The organism is Mycobacteroides sp. H003 (genome assembly GCF_001440135.1).
In the GTDB taxonomy this organism is placed as follows: domain Bacteria; phylum Actinomycetota; class Actinomycetes; order Mycobacteriales; family Mycobacteriaceae; genus Mycobacterium; species Mycobacterium gwanakae.
The window spans coordinates 1,146,202-1,166,817 of the sequence record NZ_LJYL01000034.1; the positions used below are offsets into that span (position 1 = coordinate 1,146,202).

At 63.1% G+C, this 20,616-nt stretch carries 20 protein-coding genes; 5 read left to right on the forward strand and 15 right to left on the reverse strand.

Features of this window, described 5'->3' with window-relative positions:
• Window positions 1–11: 11 nt before the first annotated feature.
• The 14 genes from AOT87_RS25610 to AOT87_RS25675 form a co-directional block, all read right to left on the reverse strand.
• Window positions 12–1,382, reverse strand: coding sequence for an MlaD family protein (locus AOT87_RS25610; protein ID WP_030097431.1), 1,371 nt, complete (start codon window positions 1,380–1,382; stop codon window positions 12–14).
• Window positions 1,379–2,551, reverse strand: a complete 1,173-nt coding sequence (locus AOT87_RS25615) for an MlaD family protein (protein ID WP_057967133.1) — start codon at window positions 2,549–2,551, stop codon at window positions 1,379–1,381. Before AOT87_RS25615 ends, AOT87_RS25610 begins: the two co-directional genes overlap by 4 nt.
• The gene (locus AOT87_RS25620; protein ID WP_057967132.1) at window positions 2,551–3,690 is read right to left on the reverse strand and encodes an MCE family protein; all 1,140 of its coding nucleotides are present in this window, start codon (window positions 3,688–3,690) and stop codon (window positions 2,551–2,553) included. The genes AOT87_RS25615 and AOT87_RS25620 overlap by 1 nt, the downstream gene beginning before the upstream one ends.
• Complete coding sequence (locus AOT87_RS25625) at window positions 3,687–4,712, reverse strand: MCE family protein (protein ID WP_057967131.1); 1,026 nt, start codon at window positions 4,710–4,712, stop codon at window positions 3,687–3,689. The genes AOT87_RS25620 and AOT87_RS25625 overlap by 4 nt, the downstream gene beginning before the upstream one ends.
• Window positions 4,709–5,761, reverse strand: coding sequence for an MCE family protein (locus tag AOT87_RS25630; RefSeq protein WP_057967130.1), 1,053 nt, complete (start codon window positions 5,759–5,761; stop codon window positions 4,709–4,711). The genes AOT87_RS25625 and AOT87_RS25630 overlap by 4 nt, the downstream gene beginning before the upstream one ends.
• Window positions 5,758–7,251 (reverse strand): MCE family protein, encoded by a 1,494-nt coding sequence (locus tag AOT87_RS25635; protein ID WP_030097436.1) that lies wholly within the window; start codon window positions 7,249–7,251, stop codon window positions 5,758–5,760. Before AOT87_RS25635 ends, AOT87_RS25630 begins: the two co-directional genes overlap by 4 nt.
• Window position 7,252: 1 nt before the next feature.
• Window positions 7,253–8,113 (reverse strand): ABC transporter permease, encoded by an 861-nt coding sequence (locus AOT87_RS25640; RefSeq protein ID WP_030097437.1) that lies wholly within the window; start codon window positions 8,111–8,113, stop codon window positions 7,253–7,255.
• Window positions 8,114–8,122: 9 nt separating this feature from the next.
• The gene (locus tag AOT87_RS25645; protein ID WP_030097438.1) at window positions 8,123–8,989 is read right to left on the reverse strand and encodes an ABC transporter permease; all 867 of its coding nucleotides are present in this window, start codon (window positions 8,987–8,989) and stop codon (window positions 8,123–8,125) included.
• Between the two features lie 364 nt (window positions 8,990–9,353).
• Entirely contained in the window at window positions 9,354–9,803 is a 450-nt protein-coding gene (locus AOT87_RS25650) for a MaoC family dehydratase (RefSeq protein ID WP_057967129.1), read from the reverse strand.
• Window positions 9,800–10,762: an NADPH:quinone oxidoreductase family protein gene (locus tag AOT87_RS25655; RefSeq protein WP_030097440.1), complete on the reverse strand. Its 963-nt coding sequence runs from the start codon at window positions 10,760–10,762 to the stop codon at window positions 9,800–9,802. Before AOT87_RS25655 ends, AOT87_RS25650 begins: the two co-directional genes overlap by 4 nt.
• Window positions 10,759–11,625, reverse strand: a complete 867-nt coding sequence (locus AOT87_RS25660) for an SDR family oxidoreductase (RefSeq protein ID WP_057967128.1) — start codon at window positions 11,623–11,625, stop codon at window positions 10,759–10,761. Before AOT87_RS25660 ends, AOT87_RS25655 begins: the two co-directional genes overlap by 4 nt.
• A 66-nt stretch (window positions 11,626–11,691) precedes the next feature.
• Complete coding sequence (locus AOT87_RS25665) at window positions 11,692–13,110, reverse strand: aldehyde dehydrogenase family protein (protein WP_057967127.1); 1,419 nt, start codon at window positions 13,108–13,110, stop codon at window positions 11,692–11,694.
• Window positions 13,111–13,266: 156 nt separating this feature from the next.
• The gene (locus AOT87_RS25670; protein WP_057967126.1) at window positions 13,267–14,217 is read right to left on the reverse strand and encodes an SAM-dependent methyltransferase; all 951 of its coding nucleotides are present in this window, start codon (window positions 14,215–14,217) and stop codon (window positions 13,267–13,269) included.
• Entirely contained in the window at window positions 14,214–15,131 is a 918-nt protein-coding gene (locus AOT87_RS25675) for a class I SAM-dependent methyltransferase (protein ID WP_030097444.1), read from the reverse strand. The genes AOT87_RS25670 and AOT87_RS25675 overlap by 4 nt, the downstream gene beginning before the upstream one ends.
• A 335-nt stretch (window positions 15,132–15,466) precedes the next feature.
• Between AOT87_RS25675 and AOT87_RS25680 the strand changes: the two genes are divergently transcribed.
• From AOT87_RS25680 to AOT87_RS28755, 5 genes are all read left to right on the forward strand, one after another.
• The gene (locus AOT87_RS25680; RefSeq protein ID WP_057965560.1) at window positions 15,467–16,726 is read left to right on the forward strand and encodes a KasA/KasB family beta-ketoacyl-ACP synthase; all 1,260 of its coding nucleotides are present in this window, start codon (window positions 15,467–15,469) and stop codon (window positions 16,724–16,726) included.
• Window positions 16,727–16,882: 156 nt separating this feature from the next.
• Window positions 16,883–17,257, forward strand: a complete 375-nt coding sequence (locus AOT87_RS25685) for a type VII secretion target (protein ID WP_057969643.1) — start codon at window positions 16,883–16,885, stop codon at window positions 17,255–17,257.
• Window positions 17,254–18,027 carry a hypothetical protein gene (locus AOT87_RS25690; RefSeq protein WP_057969644.1) on the forward strand — a complete coding sequence of 258 codons (774 nt, stop codon included), beginning with the start codon at window positions 17,254–17,256 and terminating at the stop codon, window positions 18,025–18,027. The genes AOT87_RS25685 and AOT87_RS25690 overlap by 4 nt, the downstream gene beginning before the upstream one ends.
• Window positions 18,020–18,283, forward strand: a complete 264-nt coding sequence (locus AOT87_RS25695) for a hypothetical protein (RefSeq protein WP_057970264.1) — start codon at window positions 18,020–18,022, stop codon at window positions 18,281–18,283. Before AOT87_RS25690 ends, AOT87_RS25695 begins: the two co-directional genes overlap by 8 nt.
• A gap of 365 nt (window positions 18,284–18,648) precedes the next feature.
• Window positions 18,649–18,840 (forward strand): hypothetical protein, encoded by a 192-nt coding sequence (locus AOT87_RS28755; RefSeq protein WP_131727314.1) that lies wholly within the window; start codon window positions 18,649–18,651, stop codon window positions 18,838–18,840.
• 566 nt (window positions 18,841–19,406) lie between these two features.
• Here AOT87_RS28755 and AOT87_RS25710 read toward each other — a convergent pair.
• The gene (locus tag AOT87_RS25710; RefSeq protein ID WP_057967529.1) at window positions 19,407–20,588 is read right to left on the reverse strand and encodes an acyl-CoA dehydrogenase family protein; all 1,182 of its coding nucleotides are present in this window, start codon (window positions 20,586–20,588) and stop codon (window positions 19,407–19,409) included.
• Window positions 20,589–20,616 lie beyond the last annotated feature (28 nt).

The following is a 20,616-nucleotide window of genomic DNA, read 5'->3' on the forward strand; positions in this document are numbered from 1 at the left end:
TCCGAACGTACCTAGCGTCCGGTAGGTGGAGTATTACCGAAACCGGGTGGCGGCGCAGGTGCATCGGGAGGCAGAGGCGCATCCCCGGGAATCGGCAGAGGCCACTGCGGTCCACCATACGGCGTCGGAATACTCCACTTACCGCGCGGCGTCGGATCGGACACCTTGGACAGATCGGCGTTGGGCGGCGGGCCCGCGGTGTCGTCGTCGGCCGGACGCGGAGCGTTGCGAGCACCGCGCACCAGCATCGCCGGGTCCGGATTGGCACAGTACGTGGAGTACAGCGCCGGTTCGTAGAAGCTGGCATCCGAGACGGGCTTGCGCGGTGTCGCGTAATCACATGTGGGTCGCGGATACAGCAGGTCCGCGAGCGCCCAGATGGCGCCATCATGGAAGATCGTCGCCGCGCTCTCCAGCGCCGACCCACGCACCTCGGGTCCAGGGAACAGCGCGTTGAGCGCCGGGACGCGCACGTAGTTCAACTGAGCGACCGTCGCGAGATTGCCCAACAGCTGCACCATGGTGTCGGAGTTGTCGGTGAAGAGATTGTCCACGCTGTGCAACGTCTGCGGGGCGCGCCCGAGCAGCGTGCGGAAGCCGCCATCCATCTTCTTCAACCCGCCGAAGGTGCTCCCCAGCTGCTGGCCGGTCGCATCCAATCCCGCATTGAGGTCGACGAGCGTCGAGAAAGTCACCTTGCTCGACTTCAACAAGGTCACCGTCTCCGGCAACACACCATCAAGGGTCGTGATGAGGAAGGTGCCGCCGTCGAAGATGTCGCCAAGCTTCTCCGGGCCTTGCGTGCTGACGCCGAGTTCCTTACGGATGGTGCTCAGCTTCTCGGTATCAAGCTGTGCCAGTAGCCCATCAGAATCGGCCAGCACCTGCGCCAGGGTTATCGGAGTGGTCGCCTGACCCAGCGCGACCACGCTGTTGTTCTTCAGAAATGGGCCGTCGTTCGTCGTCGGCCGGAAGTCGAGGTACTGCTCACCAGCGGGCGATAGTCCGGAAACCCGCACCTCGCTGTTGACCGGCAGCTTCACGGCGCCGTCGATCGCCGCGGTCGCGACCACGCCGCCCTTCTCGAGATTGACGGACTGCACCCGGCCGATCGGCACTCCGCGCAGCGTCACTTCCTGATTCGGCAGCAGCCCACCGGATTCGTGCAGCTGCACCTTCACCTGGTACTTGGACTCGATCGGATTGACCTTCAGAGTCCCGAACATCACGTAACCGACGCAGATGACGAGGATGGCCACCAGGCCCACTACGGACAGCCATTTCCAGCTGCGCTTGAAGACATCGGACAGCGCAACCAGCCCTCGCGAGAGCGATTCCAGCAGACCGTGGGACTGGGTGGGTCCCGTCGCGGGGGCGGTCATCGGCCCGGTCCCGGTTCGGGCGCAGGTGCCGGCGCGGGAGCAGGCGGCATGGGCGGGTTCGGTCCCTGACCCACGACGCGTTCCTGCAACCGGTACAACGAGTACTTGAAGCTACCGACCAGATAACCCCAGTCGGCCTGCTTGGGGCCATGGAAGGTCGGATCGCCCTTGTATCCCGCGTCGGGCCAGTTACCCAGCGCGAGCTTGGCCATGTTCACATCGACGGCCAAGGCGCTACCCGCATTCGCCTTCACCAACACCGGAAGCAGCCGGTTCAAGGCGACCAGGCTGGTGTCCGGGCTCACGGCAATGTCGTTGAAGCCCCGCGCAATCGAGTTGAAATCGGCGATCATGCTGCGCGAGTCGGTGCCCTGGATCGACGGGAACTTCGCCAGCTGATCGGAGATGTGACCAGCGGTGTCGGCGAGATCTCCGACCTGGTCGGGATCAACAGCCTTCAACGCCGGCGCACCGGCCTCCAGCAGATCGTTGATGGTCTTCTCCCGAGCCGACAGTGTCGCGGCCAGCTGGGAAGTCCTGTCCAACGAGTTCTGAATCTGTGAGGACCTGCCGTTGAGCGTGCCCATCAACTGATCGGACTGCTTCACGATCTCACCAAACACGATGCCGTTACTGCCATTACCGCCAGAAGACTTACCGAGCCCGTTCACCACGTGCGTCAGATTGCGGATGACGCCACCGTTGACCAGCACGGCAGCGGAGGCCAGCACACCTTCGACGGTGGCCGCCGACGACGTGTTGTCCAGATCCAGCGTGCCGCCATCCTTGAGGAGCTGACCGGTGACCTTGGCAGGCGGAGTGACCGCCACGAACACATCACCCAATGGGGTGGCCGTGCGCAGTTGCGCCGTGGTTCCGACAGGCAACCGCACGCCTTCGCGGATACGAAGCTGGACTACCGCGACATAGTCGACGGCTTCCATCGACTCGACCTCGCCGACGTCGGCTCCGCCGAGACGCACCTTGGCCTTCGCGGGAAGGTTGAGCGCGTTGGCGAATCGCGCGGTCAGCTGGTAGGACTTCGAGCCCATGTTGGGGGCCGGAAGCGGCAGGCTGTCGAGTCCCGGTGGGGTGCACGCAGATACAGACAGCACACCGGCCGCGGCCAGCGCGGCGACTCTCAGCTTGGAAACCTTCAAGCGGCTCATCACTGCCCCATCCTGGCCATGCCGTCGAGCATGTAGGTCAGTCCGAAATCGGGTCCGTAATCGGCTGGCGTTCCGGTGCTGCAGCCGAGCTGCCGCAGACCCATCATGTTGCAGATCTCCTTGGTGAACTGGCTCTCGAAGAGCAGCTTGTCCAACAGCGGGTGCAGGCGGATCGACCCGTTCACCGGGTCGATGACTCGGTCCACGTTGTCGAGCGTCAGCGGCAGCAGATCCAGAGTTTCCTTGAGTTCACGCTGGTTGTCGGTCAACGACTGCAAGGTGACATTGCCGTTTCCGATGAGGCCCTTGATGACGTCGCGGTTCTTCTCGAGGAGTTCGGCAGTGCTCTTCAGCACCTCGTTGGCCTTGCGGCCGGTGTCCCCGGTGCCGAATCGCTCGGCGGCCAGCACGTCCGCCGTGCCGTGTACCGCGGAACCGAACTGACGAATCGCCTTGTCGTTCTCCCCCATCGCGTTCACCAGCGAGCTCACGCTCTTGATGATCGTGGTGAGCTGATCCTTGGTCTCGGCGCCGTCGGTGGTCATCTTCAATGCCTTCGACAGCTCATCGAGGGCGGTCTTGACCTGTTCACCGTTACCCGAAGCGGCTTGCGCGCCGATGCTGACCAGGTCAGCCGCCGGCCCGCCGCCCTTTCCGTCGCCCTTCATCGCCGAGGCGAGCTTGTCGACAGTGGCAAGTACGCGGTCAAACCCCACGGGCGTGCGAGTGCGGTCGAGCGGAATGACATCGCCATCCTTGAGCACCGGGCCCTCGGTGTACGGCGGACTCAACGCCACATGCCGATCGGTGAGGACCGAGCTGGTGAAGGCGGCGGCAATGACATTCGCCGGTACCTTCACATCCTTGTCGACGTTGAACTTGACCTCGACATACGTGCCCTTGGCCTCTACCGATTCGATGGCGCCCACCGGCAAGCCGAGTACCTCGACCACATTGCCGACGAAAAGGCCAGAGCCTTCATCGAATTGGGCGGTGACGGAGATCTTGTCGTCCACCACACCGGCCTTGCGCAGCCCCAGGTAGCCACCAATCGCGGCGGCAATCACCAGCACCGAAACCACACCGATCATGAAGACGCGGCGGGCGGTGGACCCCTGCTGTGTCACGTTCACGCTCATGCGCAGTCCTTGAAGTACTCGAGCAGACCCCATTGCTCCGCGCGGCTGCTGATCGCGCACATCCAGTTGTCCACCACCAGACCGTTGGTCAGGTTGATGTTCATGGAGTACGCCGAACCGGTGGCATTGGTCAGGTTCCTCAGCGGGACGGGCAGGATCTGCAACAGGTTTCGTACGTAGTCGTCATGGTCGCTGGCCATCGCCGTGACTTCCCGTAGCTGCTGCAACAGTTTCTCGAATGCGGGCCGGTCCTTGACGACGACCTTGCTCAGCAGGTCGACCACCTTGGTGATCGAGGCCATCAGGCGCTGGAACGATGCCTTACGGGATACGAACTCTCCCAATAGGTCCCGCCCCTGGAAGACCAGGTGCCCGAGGTTGGCCTGTTGCCGATGCAACGTGGCGGTGACGGTGGACGCACTCTTGAGCAACTCGCCGATCTGCGTGCGGCGGGTGGAAACAATCCCCGAGAGTTCCTTCAGGTTCTTCATGGCCTCGGGCAGCGCCTCGGGCAGCCCCTCGAGCTGCTTGGCCAAGATGTCGATGGACTGCGCCAGCTTGGTCGTATCGACCTGTTCATAGGTGGCAGCGGTGTCCGCGAGCAGCGCCTGTAGGTCGTATGGCACCTCAGTGTGCGACAACGCGATTCGCTTGTTAGGAATGGCCCCTGCACCGCGCGGCCGCAGCTCGACGTATCGCGAACCGAGCAGCGTGGTGGTCTTGATCGCGGCCTGGGTCTCGGCGCCCAGCTTCACCTCATCCCGGACGCGCATGTCGACGAGGACCTTGGTGCCATCGAGCACAACGCTTTTGACCTCGCCGACATCAACCCCGGCGACACTGACGTAGTCGCCCTTCTTGAGCTGTGCCGCCTGCGCGAACTCTGCCTTGTACCGGGTGTATCCGAAGCCGATCTGGCGGAACAGCAGCATCGACGCGATGATCGCCGTAACGACACCGACGGCGATCATGCCGATCCAGAACTTGCTGCGGTCTTCTAGCCTGCGTTCACGGGGGCTCATTCGATCCCTCGGCATTTCGGTGTGTACTTCGCGACACCACCGTGCGTGGCGTGCCGGACAATGGCGGGCACCAGGTCATTGAGGCCCGGGAAGAATCCGTTGATGTTCAGCTGGCAGGCATACGAATTGCCGTACGCACCGTCTTGCATCGTGCGGGCCAGTCCCTTCAGAAGCAGCGGCAGGTTGGAGCCCAGGAAGGCGAACTGGTCCTTGTTGGCAAGGATGTGCGCTGCAGTGCCCGGCTCGCGATAGACGAGCTCCTGCAACTGCGGGTACACGTTGTCGCCGATGGTCTGGATCCGGCTCACAACATGCGTGGCCGAACCGATGGACGAGACCAGGCTCTGGCGGCGGTTATCCAGCTCCCCGACGACGTTCTGGCTCTGCACCACGAGCTGGTCCAGATTGTCGTTCTGCTTGGCGACGTTCTCCAGAACCGTGTTGAGGTTCTCGATGAGCCCACCCAGCGACTGATCGCGCCCGGCAAAGGATTTCGTGATCTCGGTGGTCTGTGCCACCACATGGGCCAGCGCGCCCCGGTCACCGGCGAAGGCGTCGATGAGCCCGTTGGACAGGTTGTCCACCTGCTTCGGATCCAGCAAGGTGAACAGCGGCTCGAATCCGTTGAGCAGCGCGCCGACATCGAAGGACGGCTCTGTGCGCTCCACGGGAATCACGCTGCCTTCGGGCAGGCGCTCCGGGCTGCCGTCCAGACCACGAGAGAGCGAGATGTATCGCTGTCCGATGATGTTCTGGTAGGTCACCGAGACGATCGAATTGCCGTACAGGTTCTGGTTGCTCTTCACCCGGAACTTGAGCTTGGCCAGCGAGCCGTCCAGTTCGATCGAGTCGACGCGGCCCACACGCACACCCGCGATGCGCACGTCGTCGCCGACGCGCACACCCGTGACATCGGTGAAGATCGCGCTGTAGCTCTTTGTCGAGCCCGTGGTGTCGCGGCGCAGCGTGCCGTACACCAGAGTCGTCACGCCGATGGCGAACACGATGAATAGCGATAGTCCGATCACCGCGGCCCGGAAGTTCTTCATCGTCCGCCTCCCTCGACCGCATTGGGCTGTACCGAATCGCGGCTCACCGAAATCGTGGTCCCGCGAGCCACCGGGCCCAGCAGCAGCTGCTGCGAGGCGCTGGGATCTCCGCCCAGCGCCTTGCCGAGCTGTGCGCGCTCCATCGCGCTTCCGACCGGCCCGACGTTCCCTCCGAAGGAGGCCGGTGCCACTCCGGCAGGTGCCGGGTTAGGTGGCGGGCCGAACGGCGGCAGCACCGGGTTGGCGGCCCGGTCGACTTCCTGTGGGTTGGGACCCGTGCCGTGCAGCATGATGTCGGCTGCGGTCGGCGGGAAGATGGTCCCCGGGGGTGGCGCGATATCCGGCGGCGGCTTGTAGCTGCCCGGCTGCAGCACCTCGGGAATGTCGATCCACTGGCGGGTCTCCGGTGCGGTGGTGCAACTGGGTCCGGCCAGCTCTCCGTACCGGGGGCAGTCGTCGCGGACATAGGTCCACGCCGGGCTGAACGACAGGATCAGGTTCAGGCCCAGGACCTGACGGCCGGGATCCCAGCCGTTCTCGAAAATCGCGTCCGACAGCACCTTGATGCGCGATGCGATCGGCACGAACTGGCCCGAATGCTGTGCCAGGACACCGACAACGGGCGTCAGGTGCGTACCGATGCCGATCATCTGGTCGATGTGGTTATCGATGGCAGTCGATGCGGTGCCCGCGGTGTGCAAGCCGGCCGAGAGCAGCCCCCGCACATCGGATTGCTTCTGGGCCAGGGTGCGCAGCGGCACCAGGGCGTTCTCCAGGTTGTCCAACAGTCGCGGTGAGGTGGTGCTGAGCGCCGCCGACACCTTCTCCAGCGCCGCGATCGTCGAGGGATCGTTCGGGCTGGCAGACACGATGGCGTTGAACTCGGTGAGGATGGATTGCAGCCGGGCGCCGGAGGTCAGCAGCTTGTCGCCGCGTCCCTGGGTGGCTTCGCCGAAGACCCCGATCAAGCCGATCGGTGCATCGCCGCGTTGCCGCTCGGTGGCGGCAAGCACCTGACGCAGCTTGTTCGTGGTGGTCTGGAACAGCACGGTCGGCAGCTTGGTGTCCTCGGTGATCACCGCACCGTCGCGCAGTGCGGCACCATCGCCGTTATCGACCAGCTGCACCGACGACACCGCGAACACGTTGCTCGGCACCACCCGCGCGGTGACCGTGCTCGGAATGCCGCTGGCGTGCTCGGACTTCAGGTCGATGTGCACGATGTTCGGCTTGCCGTCTTCGGCCGGCGTCACCGACGTGACGGCGCCGACGAGCATGCCGCGGAATTTCACATCGGCACGTTCGGGCAGACCGTCACCGACGTTCATCAGCTGCGCGTTGACCTTGACGGTGTCTTCCAGCAAGCCCTTGGACTTGGCGAGCAGTAGCCCGGTCACCAATCCCAGGATGGCCAGCACGGCGATGCCGGAGAGAAGCAGCGCGCGATCGGACCAGCCGCGGCCGCTCGATGAGAATGAACCACCACTCACGTCAACCACCGAACCTTGCGCCAGCGTCGACTCCCCACAACGCCATGGTGAGAAGCATGTTCACGATGATCACGACGGTGATGGCGGCGCGCATCGCGTGTCCGGCGGCCACACCCACGCCCTCGGGTCCACCCGAGGCGTTGAATCCGAAGTAGCACTGGATGGTTGAGGCGATCCAGACGAAGACGACGGCCTTGATCACCGAGTAGACGATGTCGGTGCCACTCAGCATCATCGTGAAGTAATGGTTGTAGGCACCGCCGATCGAGCCGCCGCTGGAGATCCCGACAAGCAGGCGACACGTGATGTAGCTGATGACCAGGCACAGCAGGTACAGCGGAACCACCGCCACGGTGGAAGCCATCAGTCGAGTGGTGACCAGGTACGGGATGGGCCGGATCGCCAGCGCGTCCAGTGCGTCGATCTCCTCGTTGATGCGCTGAGCACCCAGCTGCGCGGTGAAGCGGCAACCGGCCTGCATCGCGAAGGCGAGGGCCGCCATCACCGGCGCCAACTCACGGGTCGACACCAAGGAGGAGATGAATCCCGTGGCCGGCCCCAAGCCGATGATGTTCAGCAGGTTGTAGGCCTCGATACCGATCAGGGCACCGATCGTGGCACCCAACACCGCGGCCACGCCGACGGTTCCGCCACCGGTGACCAGCGAGCCATTACCCCAGGTGACATCGGCCAGCAGCCGGAAGAACTCCTTGGAGTAGTAGCGCAGCGCGTTCGGGATGGACGCGATGGCCTCCACGAAGAACGCCAGCATGTGTCCGAGCCGCCGAATCGACTGGGCGACCCGATGCCCGGCATCGATGATCGGCTGGACGCCCTTGGGGCGGTATGTAGAGATAGTCATGGCGCGCCCCTATATCCCATGCCTGGGGAAGACCATGACGTACACCTGGCTGACGAGCACGTTGATCAGCATGAGCACCAAGATCGACTCGACGACCGCGGCATTCACGGAGTTGGCGACACCGGCGGGACCACCCTTGGTGGTCAATCCCTTGTCACACGCGACGATGGCGACGATGAGGCCGTAAAGGATCGCCTTGAGCAGCGCCAGGATCAGGTCGTCGACCCGGGTGAACGACGCGAAGGTCGCGACGAAGCTTCCGGGTGCGCCGTGCTGGAAGTAGACGTTGAACAAATAGCTGGCCAGGAAGCCGACAAAGCAGGTGGTGCCCGTGAGGCCGACACCGACGAGAACCGCAGCGGCCACGCGTGGGACGACGAGCCGCCGAATTACCGAGACACCCATGACTTCCATGGCATCTATCTCTTCGCGCATGGTTCGTGACCCCAGGTCCGCGGTGATGGCCGAGCCCACCGCGGAGGCCATCAGCACCGCGGCAACCAGCGAGGCGCCCTGACGCACGATCGCGACACCACTTGCCGCACCTGCCAACGAGGACGCACCGACCTGGCCCGCGAGCAGGGCGAACTGGATCGACAAGGTGACGCCGATCGGAATGGCCACCAGCAGCGTCGGGACCACCGCGCTGCCCGCCATGAACGCACCCTGGTGGATGAATTCCTTCCACGGGAACGCGCGGTGGATGAGGTCCGAGAACATGTACTGCATCGCCCGTACACCGAGGACGATCTGGCTGCCTGCGGTTTCTACCGCCTGCACCGGGTGCTTGCGTACGTACTCCTTGAGGGCGCCGGATACGGCGTCACGAGACGGTGTTGCGGGGCGGCCGGTACCGGCCGTGTCGAAAGTGGTCATCACGCGCTCACGATCGAATGCACCGAATACCCCAGGGCAACACGTCCGTGTGCTGGCTGACCCACGTGATGCCCTCTCGTCCAAACCTCTCGGGCCCACCATCTTCGCTGGTCACAGAGAAAGCACGGCCCAAACTGAGCAGTAACATAACACGTGACTGACGTGATCTACACATCGTCGTAGATCACGGTGAGATTTTGGACACTCTGCTATATGCGCTGTCTAAACGATGGACAAATCGCAGGTCGCGATTTCATTGGGCGAGAATAGCTATCACACCGACTGGCGTGCAGTTTCTCACCCTTGTCACGTACCGGCCGAAATGGGCTGTGGCCCCGAGCCTCTAACGCGATATCCCGGTCGGCTAGGCGATAAAGCGCGAAATCGATTCGGCCACACAAGCCGGCTTGTCGACACCTTCGATCTCGACGGTCGTCAAGATCGTCACGTCCACGGCGCCCGGCTTCTGTTCCACATGGGTCACCTCGGCCCGGGCACGCAGTCGCGATCCCACCAGGACCGGGTTGAGGAATCGAATCTTGTTGTACCCGTAATTGATCCCCATCGCGATGTTGTCGACCTGAATCAGCTGGAACTGAAACTGCGGCAGCAGCGACAACGTGAGCAGCCCGTGGGCAATGGTGCCACCGAACGGGCCATCAGCGGCCCGTTCGGTATCGACGTGAATCCATTGGTGGTCACCGGTGGCGTCTGCAAAGGTGTTGACCCGCTCCTGATCGACCACAAGCCAATCGGTGGCCCCGAGATCACCCACCGCGACGTCGGCAATTCCGTTGAACACCTTGGTGGTCACGGAACGAGGACCATCTTCCCGTAGACCTTTCCATCGGCGAAGTCCTGGAGCGCCTGACGGCCCTCTGACAGCGGTATCCGCGCGCTCACCGGCGGCCGCATGCCCTCGGCCACCAACTTCTCCAACCCCGCCTGGGTCTCATAGAGGTAATCCGTATGGGTGCGCAGGAATTCGCCCCAGGCCACACCGATCAGCGAGGCGTTGCGCAGCAGCAGCCGATTCACCTTGATTGTCGGTATCGCACCGGCCGCAAATCCGACGACCAACAGCCTGCCTTCGGAGGCCAGGGTGCGTACCGCGTCGTCAAAGGCGGGCCCACCGATGGGATCCACCACCATGTCGACACCGACACCGCCGGTCGCCTCGCGCACCGCCTTAGCCCAGCCATCCTCGAGGGGCAGGACGATATCGGCACCGACACTCTTGACGAATTCCGTTGCGGCGGTCCGGTTGACGACGGCGATCACCTTGGCCCCCAGGCCCTTGGCAATCTGGATGGCGGCAGTTCCGATACCGCCGGCCGCGCCGAGTACCAGCACCGTCTCCCCCGCACGCAGTTGTCCACGGCGGGCGTACGCGAAGTACATCGTGTGGTAGTTCGCGATGAGGGCGACGGCCTCGGCATCGTCTAGCTGCGGGGGCGTCGGAAGAATGTTGGATGGCGCCACTGCCACCCGTTCGGCATACCCGCCAATGAAATTGAAGGCCATCACCCGGTCACCGGGGTTGATCCCCGAACCCGCGGGTGCCGACCGCACTACCCCGGCGGTTTCGATACCTGGGACGAACGGGGGCTCCATTCGTAACTGGTACTCGCCCTTGGTCATCAGGTAGTCGGGAAAACAGACTCCCGCGGCCTTGACGTCGACGACCACGACGTTGTCACCGCGCGGCTCCTCGACATCGGTGTAGACCAGCCCCTCTGGGCCCGACAGCGACTGCGCCTGTACGGCTTTCATGCGAGCGAGGGAGGGCCGGCCTTGACCGCATTCGACAGATCCGCGATCTGCGACCACTTCTCGGCGACCTCGTCGACGGTGGGCGGGGTCTCGAAGTCCGCACCGGCGTTCTCGAACAGTGCGACGCGTTGCACCTTGCCGCCACCGACGACGAAAACCGAGCCGTTGTCGGTGCTTTCCTCGGTGCACAGGTATCCGACAACCGGGGCCACGAAGGACGGTGGCAGCTTGTCCAGCACAGCCTCCGGGGCGATGTCGGCTGTCATCCGGGTGGCCGCGATCGGCGCGATCGCGTTGGAGTGGATGTTGTACTTGGCGCCCTCCAACGCGAGGGTGTTGATGAGCCCAACTAGTCCCAGCTTCGCGGCGCTGTAGTTGGCCTGCCCGAAGTTGCCGAACAGACCACTGGTCGAGGTGGCGACCACGATGCGGCCGTAACCCTGCTCGCGGAAATGCGGCCATGCGGCGCGGGTGATGTTGTATCCGCCGTACAGGTGAACCTGTTGCACCGCATGCCAACTGTCATAGGTCATCTTGTGGAAAGTGCCGTCTCGCAGGATGCCGGCGTTGCTGACCACACCGTGGATGGCGCCGAACTCGTCGACCGCGGTCTTGACGATGTTGGCGGCGCCCTCTTCGGTAGCGACACTGTCGTAGTTGGCAACGGCGCGGCCCCCGGCCGCCTTGATCTCGTCAACCACGCTATCGGCCATGGCGGACCCGGCACCGGATCCGTCTCGGGCACCACCCAAGTCGTTGACGACCACCGAGGCGCCCTCGCCAGCGAGGGTGAGCGCGTACTCACGGCCCAGGCCTCCACCGGCTCCGGTCACGACAATTACCCGGTCTTGCACTCCCGGCATGCAGAACTCCTAATTCACTTGGCACTTCATTGGGTTGCTGAATGATATGGAGGACGAAAACTACAACTACATAAGCTTTTTCATCAGCTTAAGGTTCTTCTCCAGGTACGGCGGGTACGGAAGCTTGAGGTCCATCTTGGTGCTCTTGTACAGAGTCGACTTGAGGTGACTGAACTCGTCGAATCCGGCCTTGCCGTGGTAGGCGCCCATACCGCTGGCACCGACCCCGCCGAAGGGCAGGTTCGGGATGACGGCGTGGTACAGCAGATGATTGATCACGGTGCCACCCGCGGGCACATCGTCGATGAATCGGTTGCCGATGCGCTTCGACTCCGTAAAGGCATAGGCTGCCAGCGGCTTTGGCCGCGAATTGATGAAGTCGATGGCGTCGTCAAGGCTGTCCGCCGTCAGCACCGGAAGGATCGGGCCGAAGATCTCATTCTGCATGAGCGGCTCGTCAGCGCTGGGATCAACAACGATCGTCGGCTCAATGGTCAGCGCGGACGCGTCGGAGGCACCGCCGGTGGCGACCTCTCCTTCGGTCGCGGCCAGGTAGCCCACCAGACGATCGAACTGGCGCTGGTTCACCACGCGCAGTCCCTTGGATTCCTTGTCCGCCTGGAAATCTGCCCATGCCGCGGTGATCTTCTCGACCAGCTCGTCGCGAACCGCCGGGTCCACCAGGACATAGTCGGGAGCCAGACACACCTGACCGGAGTTGAGGCCCTTCATGTATCCGATGCGGCGGGCGGCCACTTCGATGTTGGCATCGGCGGCGACGTAGACCGGCGACTTGCCACCCAATTCCAGTGCGACCGGTGTCAGGTGTTGCGCGGCGCCTTCCAGAATGCGCTTGCCGATCTCGGTGCCGCCGGTGAACAGAGCCTTGTCAAAACCCTGCGCCAGCAGTTCCTGTGTCACCGACCCGTCGCCCTCGACAACAGCAACGGCGTGCGGGTCGAGGTACTGCGGAATGAGTTTGGCCATCAACGCCGAGGAAGCGGGCGCGATCTCCGAAGGCTTGATGGCCACGGTGTTGCCAGCGGCCAACGCGCCGACCACGGGACCCAGCGTCAGATACAGCGGGAAGTTCCACGCACCGATGACGAGCACCGTGCCGTAGGGCTCCGGTACCGACCATGCCTTGGCCGGTTGCTGTGCCAACGGAAGACCCCGTACCCGCTTGCGTCGCATCCAGCGCCGCAAGTTCTTGCGCGCATAGACCACCTCGACAACCGACCCGACCACGTCGGCGATCCAGGCCTCGGCCGACGAGCGACCCAAGTCCTCGTGCAATGCGGTGGCGATCGCCGCCTCGTTCTCGGAGAAAAGTCGCTCCAAGCCGACGAGCTGCGCCTTGCGCCAGTGGTACTCGCGGGTCCGGCCTGTTGCGAACGTCTCCCGCAGGCCCCGGACGATCCCCGGAATGCGGGAAGGCTCGGACGCAGCGTGCTGGTCGGCAGGCGTAGAGATCTCGGTGGTCATATCCGTTCCTCTCGATGGCACGCTCATCAGTGAGTGCATCTACGCAGGTCACGTACGCGCATACGGACTAGCGATGGCAGCTACGTGAGCTGTATCACCGATGGTAACCAACCAGTTGGGACCTGAGAACCCCGCACCCCTGAGGGCCGCGCTCCATCAGCCCTTGAGCTCGGCTTCTATCAGGGTGTTCCCCCGTATGTCTTCCTCCGAGTGCACCAGTCGGCCGGCATCCGCCATCTCGGCCTCGGCCGGAATCGCCCGGACCGTCCACCCACGCCCGGCGAGCCATTGCGGAACATCGGTGCGGTTCTCGTCGTGGTACATCAGTGATCCGACGTCCAGGGACTCGCCCTCGATTCCCGCCAGCTTGCGGGCCCGGTCGAAGTGTTCACGCATCTTGCTGCGGACCTCATGCCGTTTGGCGTTGTCCGGCCCGACGGCCTCGACGGCGATCCGGCTGCCCGGTGCGCTCTGATCCACGATCAGTTCGAAGAGCCTGTCCTGCGCCTCGGTCGGCAGGTACATGAGCAGGCCTTCGGCCAGCCACGCCGTGGGCACAGTGACGTCGAACCCCTCGCGTTGCAGCGCGACCGGCCAATCCTGTCGAAGGTCGACGGCCACCTCACGGCGCAGGCAGGCAGAGCGCACGTCGTGCTCGTCGAGTGTCTGACGCTTGTACTGCAACACGAGTGGCTGGTCGATTTCGTACACGGTGGTACCGGCTGGCCAGTCCAGGCGATACGCACGCGAGTCCAGGCCGGCGGCCAGGATCACCACCTGGGTGATTCCCGCCAGCGAAGCCCGCTCGAAGAAGCCATCGAAGAACCGCGTGCGGACGGCCTGATAGTCCACCGCGTACTGCATGATGCGGTCAGCTTCGGGATCGAGCTCGGCAAGCTGCCGTCGCACGTCGTCGCTCGCAATCACCGACCATGCCCCGGCACCGGCGCGCTCTACGAGAAGCTGCGCAAAAGGGTCCCTGATCAGTGGCGCGTCACTGCGGGTTTCAGCCGCCCGCGCGGCGGCCACCATGACCGCGGTGGCGCCCACGCTGCTCGCGATGTCCCAGCTGTCGTCGTCGGAGCGCGTGGTGGTCACATTGCTCACCGGAGTTCACCCTGGATCAGCTGGCCGCGGAATGTCCCCTGTTCGACGTCCTCGGTCACCGGCCTGCCCAGCCGTGCCATCTCGTCGTGCGCATCGGTCTTGGTCACCGACCAACCGTGTGCACCAAGCCATTCCGCAGGATCGGCGCGGTTCTCATCTTCGTAGATCAAGTTCTCGATCGCGACGTCGACATCCACGGCGGTCTTGAATGCGGCTCGCACCTGCTCCCGACGGGCGGCTTCCTCCTCGCTCTCGTCCAGAACCAGCTTTCCCTCATACCCCTCGACCGCGATGTGGCTGCCCGGAGCGCTCAACGCACCGATGCTGGCGAACAGACTGTCTTGGGCGTCGGCGGGCAGATACGGCAACAGGCCCTCGGCCAGCCATGCGGTGGGTTTCGCGGCATCGAACCCCGCCTCACGCAAGGCGGCCGGCCAGTCCTCGCGCAGATCGATGGCTACGGCGTGCCGTTGCGCCTTCGGTTCATGGGCGGCCAGTGCGGCGGCCTTGAATTCCAGAACCTGCGGCTGGTCGATTTCGAACACCGTGGTGCCGGCCGGCCAGTCGAGGCGGTAGGCGCGCGAATCCAGACCAGAGGCCAAGATGACCATCTGCCGGATGCCCGCAGCCGCCGCTGCCAGGAAGTAGGCGTCGAAGAAATTGGTGCGGGTGGCCTGGTAGTCGACCATCCGCCCGTAGATCCGGCCCGCCTCGGGATCTGGCCACTCGATGTCGCCGGCCGCCAAACGCTCCCAGCCAGTCGATTTACCGGTCGCGTCAACGAGTATCTGCGCGAACGGATCGTGGATGAGCGCGTCGGTCCGCAGCGTCTCGGTGGCGCGTGCGGCTGCCACCCCGAGGGCGGTCGCCCCCACGCTGGAAGTGATGTCCCAGGTGTCCCCGTCGACCCGCATGCGGCTCCTCTCAAGGCAAACTAGACCCAATAGTGAGCAATGCTACAGATCTCCGTCTGTGGCCGGCATTGTGCGACGGGTCACATTCACCCAGGTGAGACCCAGGTAACCGAGCCCTAAATTCATTTGCCCGTTGCGTTTCGAGCACTGTGCTGGAGGACGTCAACCTCCCGGACACACTTCATCGATTTGTGCAGTTCCTACCCGAATCTCGCATAGGGTTCATGAGCGCATCCGCATAGATACCCACCCTGGCGGAGTTCGCTAGCAGAGACATCATTAAAATTCGGTTCAGCAGATAGCTCAGAAGAGTTTGAAAGGGGAGGGCGCTTCCAATGCCGAAGCCATCCACCGCCAACGGCGGTTTCCCAAACATTGTTGTGACCGGTATGGCCATGACGACATCAATCGCACCCGATGTCGAGGGCACCTGGAAAGGGCTCCTCAACGGCGAGAGCGGCATTCGCGTACTCGACGACGATTTCGTCGCCCAGTACGACCTGCCGGTGAAGATCGGCGGGCACCTTAAGGTCCGCGACTTCGACAAGGACATGACGAAGATCGAGCTTCGCCGCCTGTCCTATGTGCAGCGCCTGGCCGCGATCCTGGGCCGTCAGGTCTGGGCAGACGCCGGTGCTCCCGACGATATCGATCTGGAGCGCCTGACGGTTTCGGTGGGCACCGGCCTAGGCGGCGGCGAGAAGTTGGTCGAAGCCTATGACGAGATGCGCGCCCGAGGTACGAAAGCCGTTTCCCCCCTTACCGTTCAGATGTTTATGCCCAACGGTCCCGCCGCTGTCATCGGCCTGGAGCGTAAGGCGCGTGGTGGTGTGATCACCCCCGTCTCGGCATGTGCCTCCGGTAACGAGGGCATCGCCCACGCCTGGCGCCAGATCGCTTACGGCGACGCCGATATCGCCATCTGCGGCGGTATCGAAGCCGCCATCGAGGCCGCACCCATCGCCGCATTCGCCAACATGCGCATCGTGATGTCTACCGACAACGACAACCCCGCGGGGGCATCGCGACCGTTCGACAAGAACCGCACCGGCTTCGTGTTCGGCGAGGGCGGCGCACTCATGGTTATCGAGACCGAGGAGCACGCAAAGGCACGCGGCGCGCGGATCTACGCGCGCCTGCTCGGCGCGGGCATCACTTCGGACGGCTTCCACGTAGTGGCACCGCATCCCGATGGCATCGGGGCGGCCAAGGCGATGGACCGGGCTCTGGAGACTGCCGGGCTCGATGCCAAGGACATCGACCATGTCAACGCACACGCCACCGCCACCAGTGTCGGTGACGTCGCCGAGGGCAAGGCTATTCACAAGTCCGGTCTGCAGAACGCCGCGGTCTACGCACCCAAGGGCGCCCTCGGGCACTCGGTGGGTGCGGTCGGTGCCGTCGAGGCCATCATCACGGTGAAGTCGTTGCAGGAGGGCATCATTCCGCCCACCCTCAACTACGAGACGCCGGACCCCGAGATCGATCTCGACATCGTCAGCAAGGAGCCCCGCAAGGGCGACTACAAGTACGCGATCAACAACTCGTTCGGGTTCGGCGGCCACAACGTGGCCATCGCCCTCGGCAAGTACTGATCACCGCTCTTCCCCGACACGCCGTCTGGCGGCGGATTCGTATCGCACGATTCCGCCACTGGGCGGCGTGTCGGCGTTCGCACACAAATTCGATGGAACCAGAGGCCTGGTAGGGACGTCCCACAAGTGGATGCATGTTGAAGATCAAGGGGGCGCATGACCACGACAGAACCCGGGCCAGCACAACCGCTACCGCCGGTCAAGAAGTACACGTTCCACGCGGACACCGCCGCGATCCGGAAGTGCGCCCAGGCGTACCACGACCTGGCAGACACTAAGAACACGCTCACTAACTACATAAACAAATGGCTGACCGTGGACGCCTCGGACGGGGTGATTTTTGTGCTGCTCCGCAATGTCATCAACGACGCGCACAACGACACTGCGAAGAATGCACAGACTCTTGAGCGGCTGGTCGATGACTCGGCCGACGAACTGGATGGCGTGGCCAAGATGTATGACGAGACCGATGCATCCAGAGCCGCAGCATTCGACCGCACCAACTGTTCACCGAATCCGGGCAACGTATGAGCAGCCCTACGGACAAACTCGTCGTCCCCGAAATCAAAGAACCTCAGAGCCTCATCGACGACGTCCTTCACCTTCCGGATTACCTCACCGCATCGAAGTGGTTCGCCCGCATCATGGAATCGAACTTTGGAGTTGACCCCTTCAAGGAAGCCGGCAAGGCCCTCGCTGGCAACTGGCCGGCGATGCAACAGGCAGGCGGCGCGCTAGTAAAGATTGCGGACTATCACCGCGAGTACGCAACCCAGATGCGCCAGCAGATCAGTGTCCTGACAGAGGTAAGCGCCACGCCTTTGGGGAACGGTCCAACGAGCGGCGGTGACGGCGTCAACGCAATGTGGGTTGGCAATGCCGCAACAGCAGCTAATGGGTACTTCCGGATCTTCTCCGAACGACTTAACGCTCAGGCCAACGTCATGCAAACGGTCGGCGAGGGCATCCTGCAAGTAGTTACCAAGGTGTACGACGCCGCGCATTTACTCGAAAACCTGCTCCAGGATGCGTTCGACGCGGCCTATCAATTTGCGCTCACCGCAGCGGTAACCGCCATATTTCCACCCGCCGGCGTTGCTGTTGGCGGCGCTTCACTCTTCGACCGGGCGCAGAAGGCAATCCGGCGCGTCATCGAATGCCTAACTAAAATAAAGACATTCGTCGACCTCGCTAAAGGTGTCTTAGGCGGAATACTCGCGAACAACGGTGTGGATGCCATGCAGCTTCCCGAACTGACCAAGGGCGGTTACGACCATCCGGGGGTGTTCGGTGATGCCTGACGAGGACGACACGCTACTCAACGCCGCTGCTCAACGCGATTTGCGTAATCGCAATCTGAAGGTGCTTGCCGCCTACAGTGACTCCGATGAATTCAAGCGGCTGGTGGAGGAAGTAATCAGCGGCAAAAAAAGCGCGCTGGAGGCAAGCATGTCACCGATATTCGGACAGGTGATGGGGCCAATAGCCGAGAAGGCAGCCGAACTGAACCCTGAGTGGTTCCAATCGCCAGCACCAGAGGACCGGAATGGACGATGAATCCGCTACCCCCGCTAGCCATTCCCACTGAGAACGTCGGCCCAGGTCGTTTTTCGATCACCTGGTTTCACTCGGCCGTGTGTGCACCACACGGCCGACCGGCCGTCACTCAGTTCGATTGGACCATAGACCGTTCCGAGGTCAACACCATGTCTCGATGGCTGATGCAGCCGAGCACCTTACTGACCAGGCAAGGTCGCACAGATTGGGACCTTCAGCATCCCAGCATTGCCGCGACTTGGCCCCTCTGCAATATATGCACACGCCGTCGCACCCTACTGATCTGCGCCGCGATTGCGCTTGGACTGGCCAGCCTGTTCTCTCTGACTGCTGCAACAATGCTGAATCAGGGAACGACACCTGTCGTGCTTTTCGTCGGAGCCTTGGTGCTCTTCATTGCCGCGGGTGTCACCGTCGCGGAGTCCGGGATCGGGAAGATCACCCACACAACGCCTTCTAACGATCTTGACGCCGTTGTCGTCGTCAATCCACATCCAGCCTTTTACGGGCAGGCCCGGTTGATGATGAACCTCCCGGAAAGAGACGACCGATCGTGACATATCCCGTTGATTCACTTCGCATTCCTGCGGAGCGCGACATTGATGGACGCATGTCGATCGAATGGTTCCGGGTATCGGTCTGTGCAACCCACGGGAGTCCGGCGACCGTCCAACGAGATATGCCGATTCTTGGGTCCACAAGCGAATGGTCCGCCTGGTGGATGGTCAACCGTTCCGCACGAATGATCCCCTCAGCCAGCCGGGAATGGGCTCAGCACCATCCGAGCATTGTTGCGGTATGGCCGTTGTGCGAGGTGTGTCGGACCAGAGCCAAACGGAAACTGACCTGGGTGATCGCGTGCGCTGTGGCCAGCGTCGTTTCCCTTCTCGCTGCAGCCGTCGTTGGTGTGAAAATACTCGTGGGTGCACTCCTTCTAACGAGTATCGGCTCCATCCTCATGCTGATCTTCCTGGCAAGCCGTCGAAACGACGACGGAACCGCATGTCAGGCAACCCCCGATCTTTCCGCAGTGGTGGTGACACGACCTCATCCGGCCTTCTACGAGGAGGCCACCCGGGCGATTCGCAACAGGGGTTATGGCGGGTACGGTCGGCCGCGCTGATCAGCGGAAGGCTGCGATCCCGGTGAGCGCCTGGCCGATGACGAGTGTGTGCATCTCGCTGGTGCCCTCGTAGGTCAACACCGACTCCAGATTGTTAGCATGCCGCATGACGGGATACTCGCCCGAAATGCCGTTCGCACCAAGAATTGTCCGGGCCGTTCTGGCGATCTCGATCGCCTCGCGCACGTTATTGAGCTTGCCGAGGCTGACCTGGGGAGTACTCAAGGTGTCCGCATCTTTACGACGTCCTAGATGCAACGCCAACAGCACGCCCTTGCCGTATTCGAGCGCCATGTTGGCCAGCTTCTCCTGGGTCAGCTGGAATCCCGCAATCGGCCGATCGAACTGTTCCCTGGTGTTGGCGTAATCGAGTGCGGTACGCAAGCATTCACGCGCCGCGCCCATCGAGCCGAAGATGATGCCGAAGCGCGCCTCGTTGAGGCATGACAGCGGCGCCTTGAGCCCAATGGCCTGCGGCAGCCGGTTCTTCTCCGGCACCCGCACATCGCTGAGGTTGAGCTCAGCGGTCACGGACGCACGCAAGGACATCTTGGAACGGATGGTTTGAGCGTTGAATCCCGCGGAATCGGTCGATACCAGGAATCCGCGAACACCCTCGTCGGTCTGTGCCCAGATAACCGCGACATCGGCAATCGACCCGTTGGTGATCCACATCTTGGTGCCGTTGATAATCCAGTCGTTACCGTCTCGCCGGGCATGGGTGCGCATTCCCCCCGGGTTGGAGCCAAAATCGGGTTCGGTGAGACCGAAACACCCCAGCTCCTCGCCTGTCGCCATCCGCGGCAGCCACTTCTGCTTCTGCGCATCACTGCCGTAGGCATAGATGGCGTACATCGCCAGCGACCCCTGCACGCTGACCAGCGAACGAATCCCCGAGTCGCCCGCCTCGAGCTCCATGCATGCCAATCCGTATGCGAGAGAAGATGTTCCGGAGCATCCGTAACCCTGAAGGTGCATGCCAAGCACACCGATCTTGCCCAGTTCCAACGCAAGCTTGCGCACCGGGAGGTCACCGTCTTCGTACCACCGCTGCACGTTCGGAACCACGCGCGCCTGAACCAGGGCTCGCACGCTGTCGCGGATCGCGCGCTCCTCGTCGCTGAGTAGCGCGTCGATACCGAACAACTCGTCGGGGTCACTTCGATCAGCATCCACAGCCATGCCGCCGACCCTAGCGCCCCCGGGCCTT

What these genes read in the sequence shown, in the direction of transcription:
- AOT87_RS25610 (WP_030097431.1), bottom strand. Translation starts at nt 1,382, where the DNA reads ATGACCGCCCCCGCGACGGGACCCACCCAGTCCCACGGTCTGCTGGAA.
- AOT87_RS25615 (WP_057967133.1), bottom strand. Translation starts at nt 2,551, where the DNA reads ATGAGCCGCTTGAAGGTTTCCAAGCTGAGAGTCGCCGCGCTGGCCGCG.
- AOT87_RS25620 (WP_057967132.1), bottom strand. Translation starts at nt 3,690, where the DNA reads ATGAGCGTGAACGTGACACAGCAGGGGTCCACCGCCCGCCGCGTCTTC.
- AOT87_RS25625 (WP_057967131.1), bottom strand. Translation starts at nt 4,712, where the DNA reads ATGAGCCCCCGTGAACGCAGGCTAGAAGACCGCAGCAAGTTCTGGATC.
- AOT87_RS25630 (WP_057967130.1), bottom strand. Translation starts at nt 5,761, where the DNA reads ATGAAGAACTTCCGGGCCGCGGTGATCGGACTATCGCTATTCATCGTG.
- AOT87_RS25640 (WP_030097437.1), bottom strand. Translation starts at nt 8,113, where the DNA reads ATGACTATCTCTACATACCGCCCCAAGGGCGTCCAGCCGATCATCGAT.
- AOT87_RS25645 (WP_030097438.1), bottom strand. Translation starts at nt 8,989, where the DNA reads ATGACCACTTTCGACACGGCCGGTACCGGCCGCCCCGCAACACCGTCT.
- AOT87_RS25655 (WP_030097440.1), bottom strand. Translation starts at nt 10,762, where the DNA reads ATGAAAGCCGTACAGGCGCAGTCGCTGTCGGGCCCAGAGGGGCTGGTC.
- AOT87_RS25660 (WP_057967128.1), bottom strand. Translation starts at nt 11,625, where the DNA reads ATGCCGGGAGTGCAAGACCGGGTAATTGTCGTGACCGGAGCCGGTGGA.
- AOT87_RS25665 (WP_057967127.1), bottom strand. Translation starts at nt 13,110, where the DNA reads ATGACCACCGAGATCTCTACGCCTGCCGACCAGCACGCTGCGTCCGAG.
- AOT87_RS25675 (WP_030097444.1), bottom strand. Translation starts at nt 15,131, where the DNA reads ATGCGGGTCGACGGGGACACCTGGGACATCACTTCCAGCGTGGGGGCG.
- AOT87_RS25680 (WP_057965560.1), top strand. Translation starts at nt 15,467, where the DNA reads ATGCCGAAGCCATCCACCGCCAACGGCGGTTTCCCAAACATTGTTGTG.
- AOT87_RS25685 (WP_057969643.1), top strand. Translation starts at nt 16,883, where the DNA reads ATGACCACGACAGAACCCGGGCCAGCACAACCGCTACCGCCGGTCAAG.
- AOT87_RS25690 (WP_057969644.1), top strand. Translation starts at nt 17,254, where the DNA reads ATGAGCAGCCCTACGGACAAACTCGTCGTCCCCGAAATCAAAGAACCT.
- AOT87_RS25695 (WP_057970264.1), top strand. Translation starts at nt 18,020, where the DNA reads ATGCCTGACGAGGACGACACGCTACTCAACGCCGCTGCTCAACGCGAT.
- AOT87_RS25710 (WP_057967529.1), bottom strand. Translation starts at nt 20,588, where the DNA reads ATGGCTGTGGATGCTGATCGAAGTGACCCCGACGAGTTGTTCGGTATC.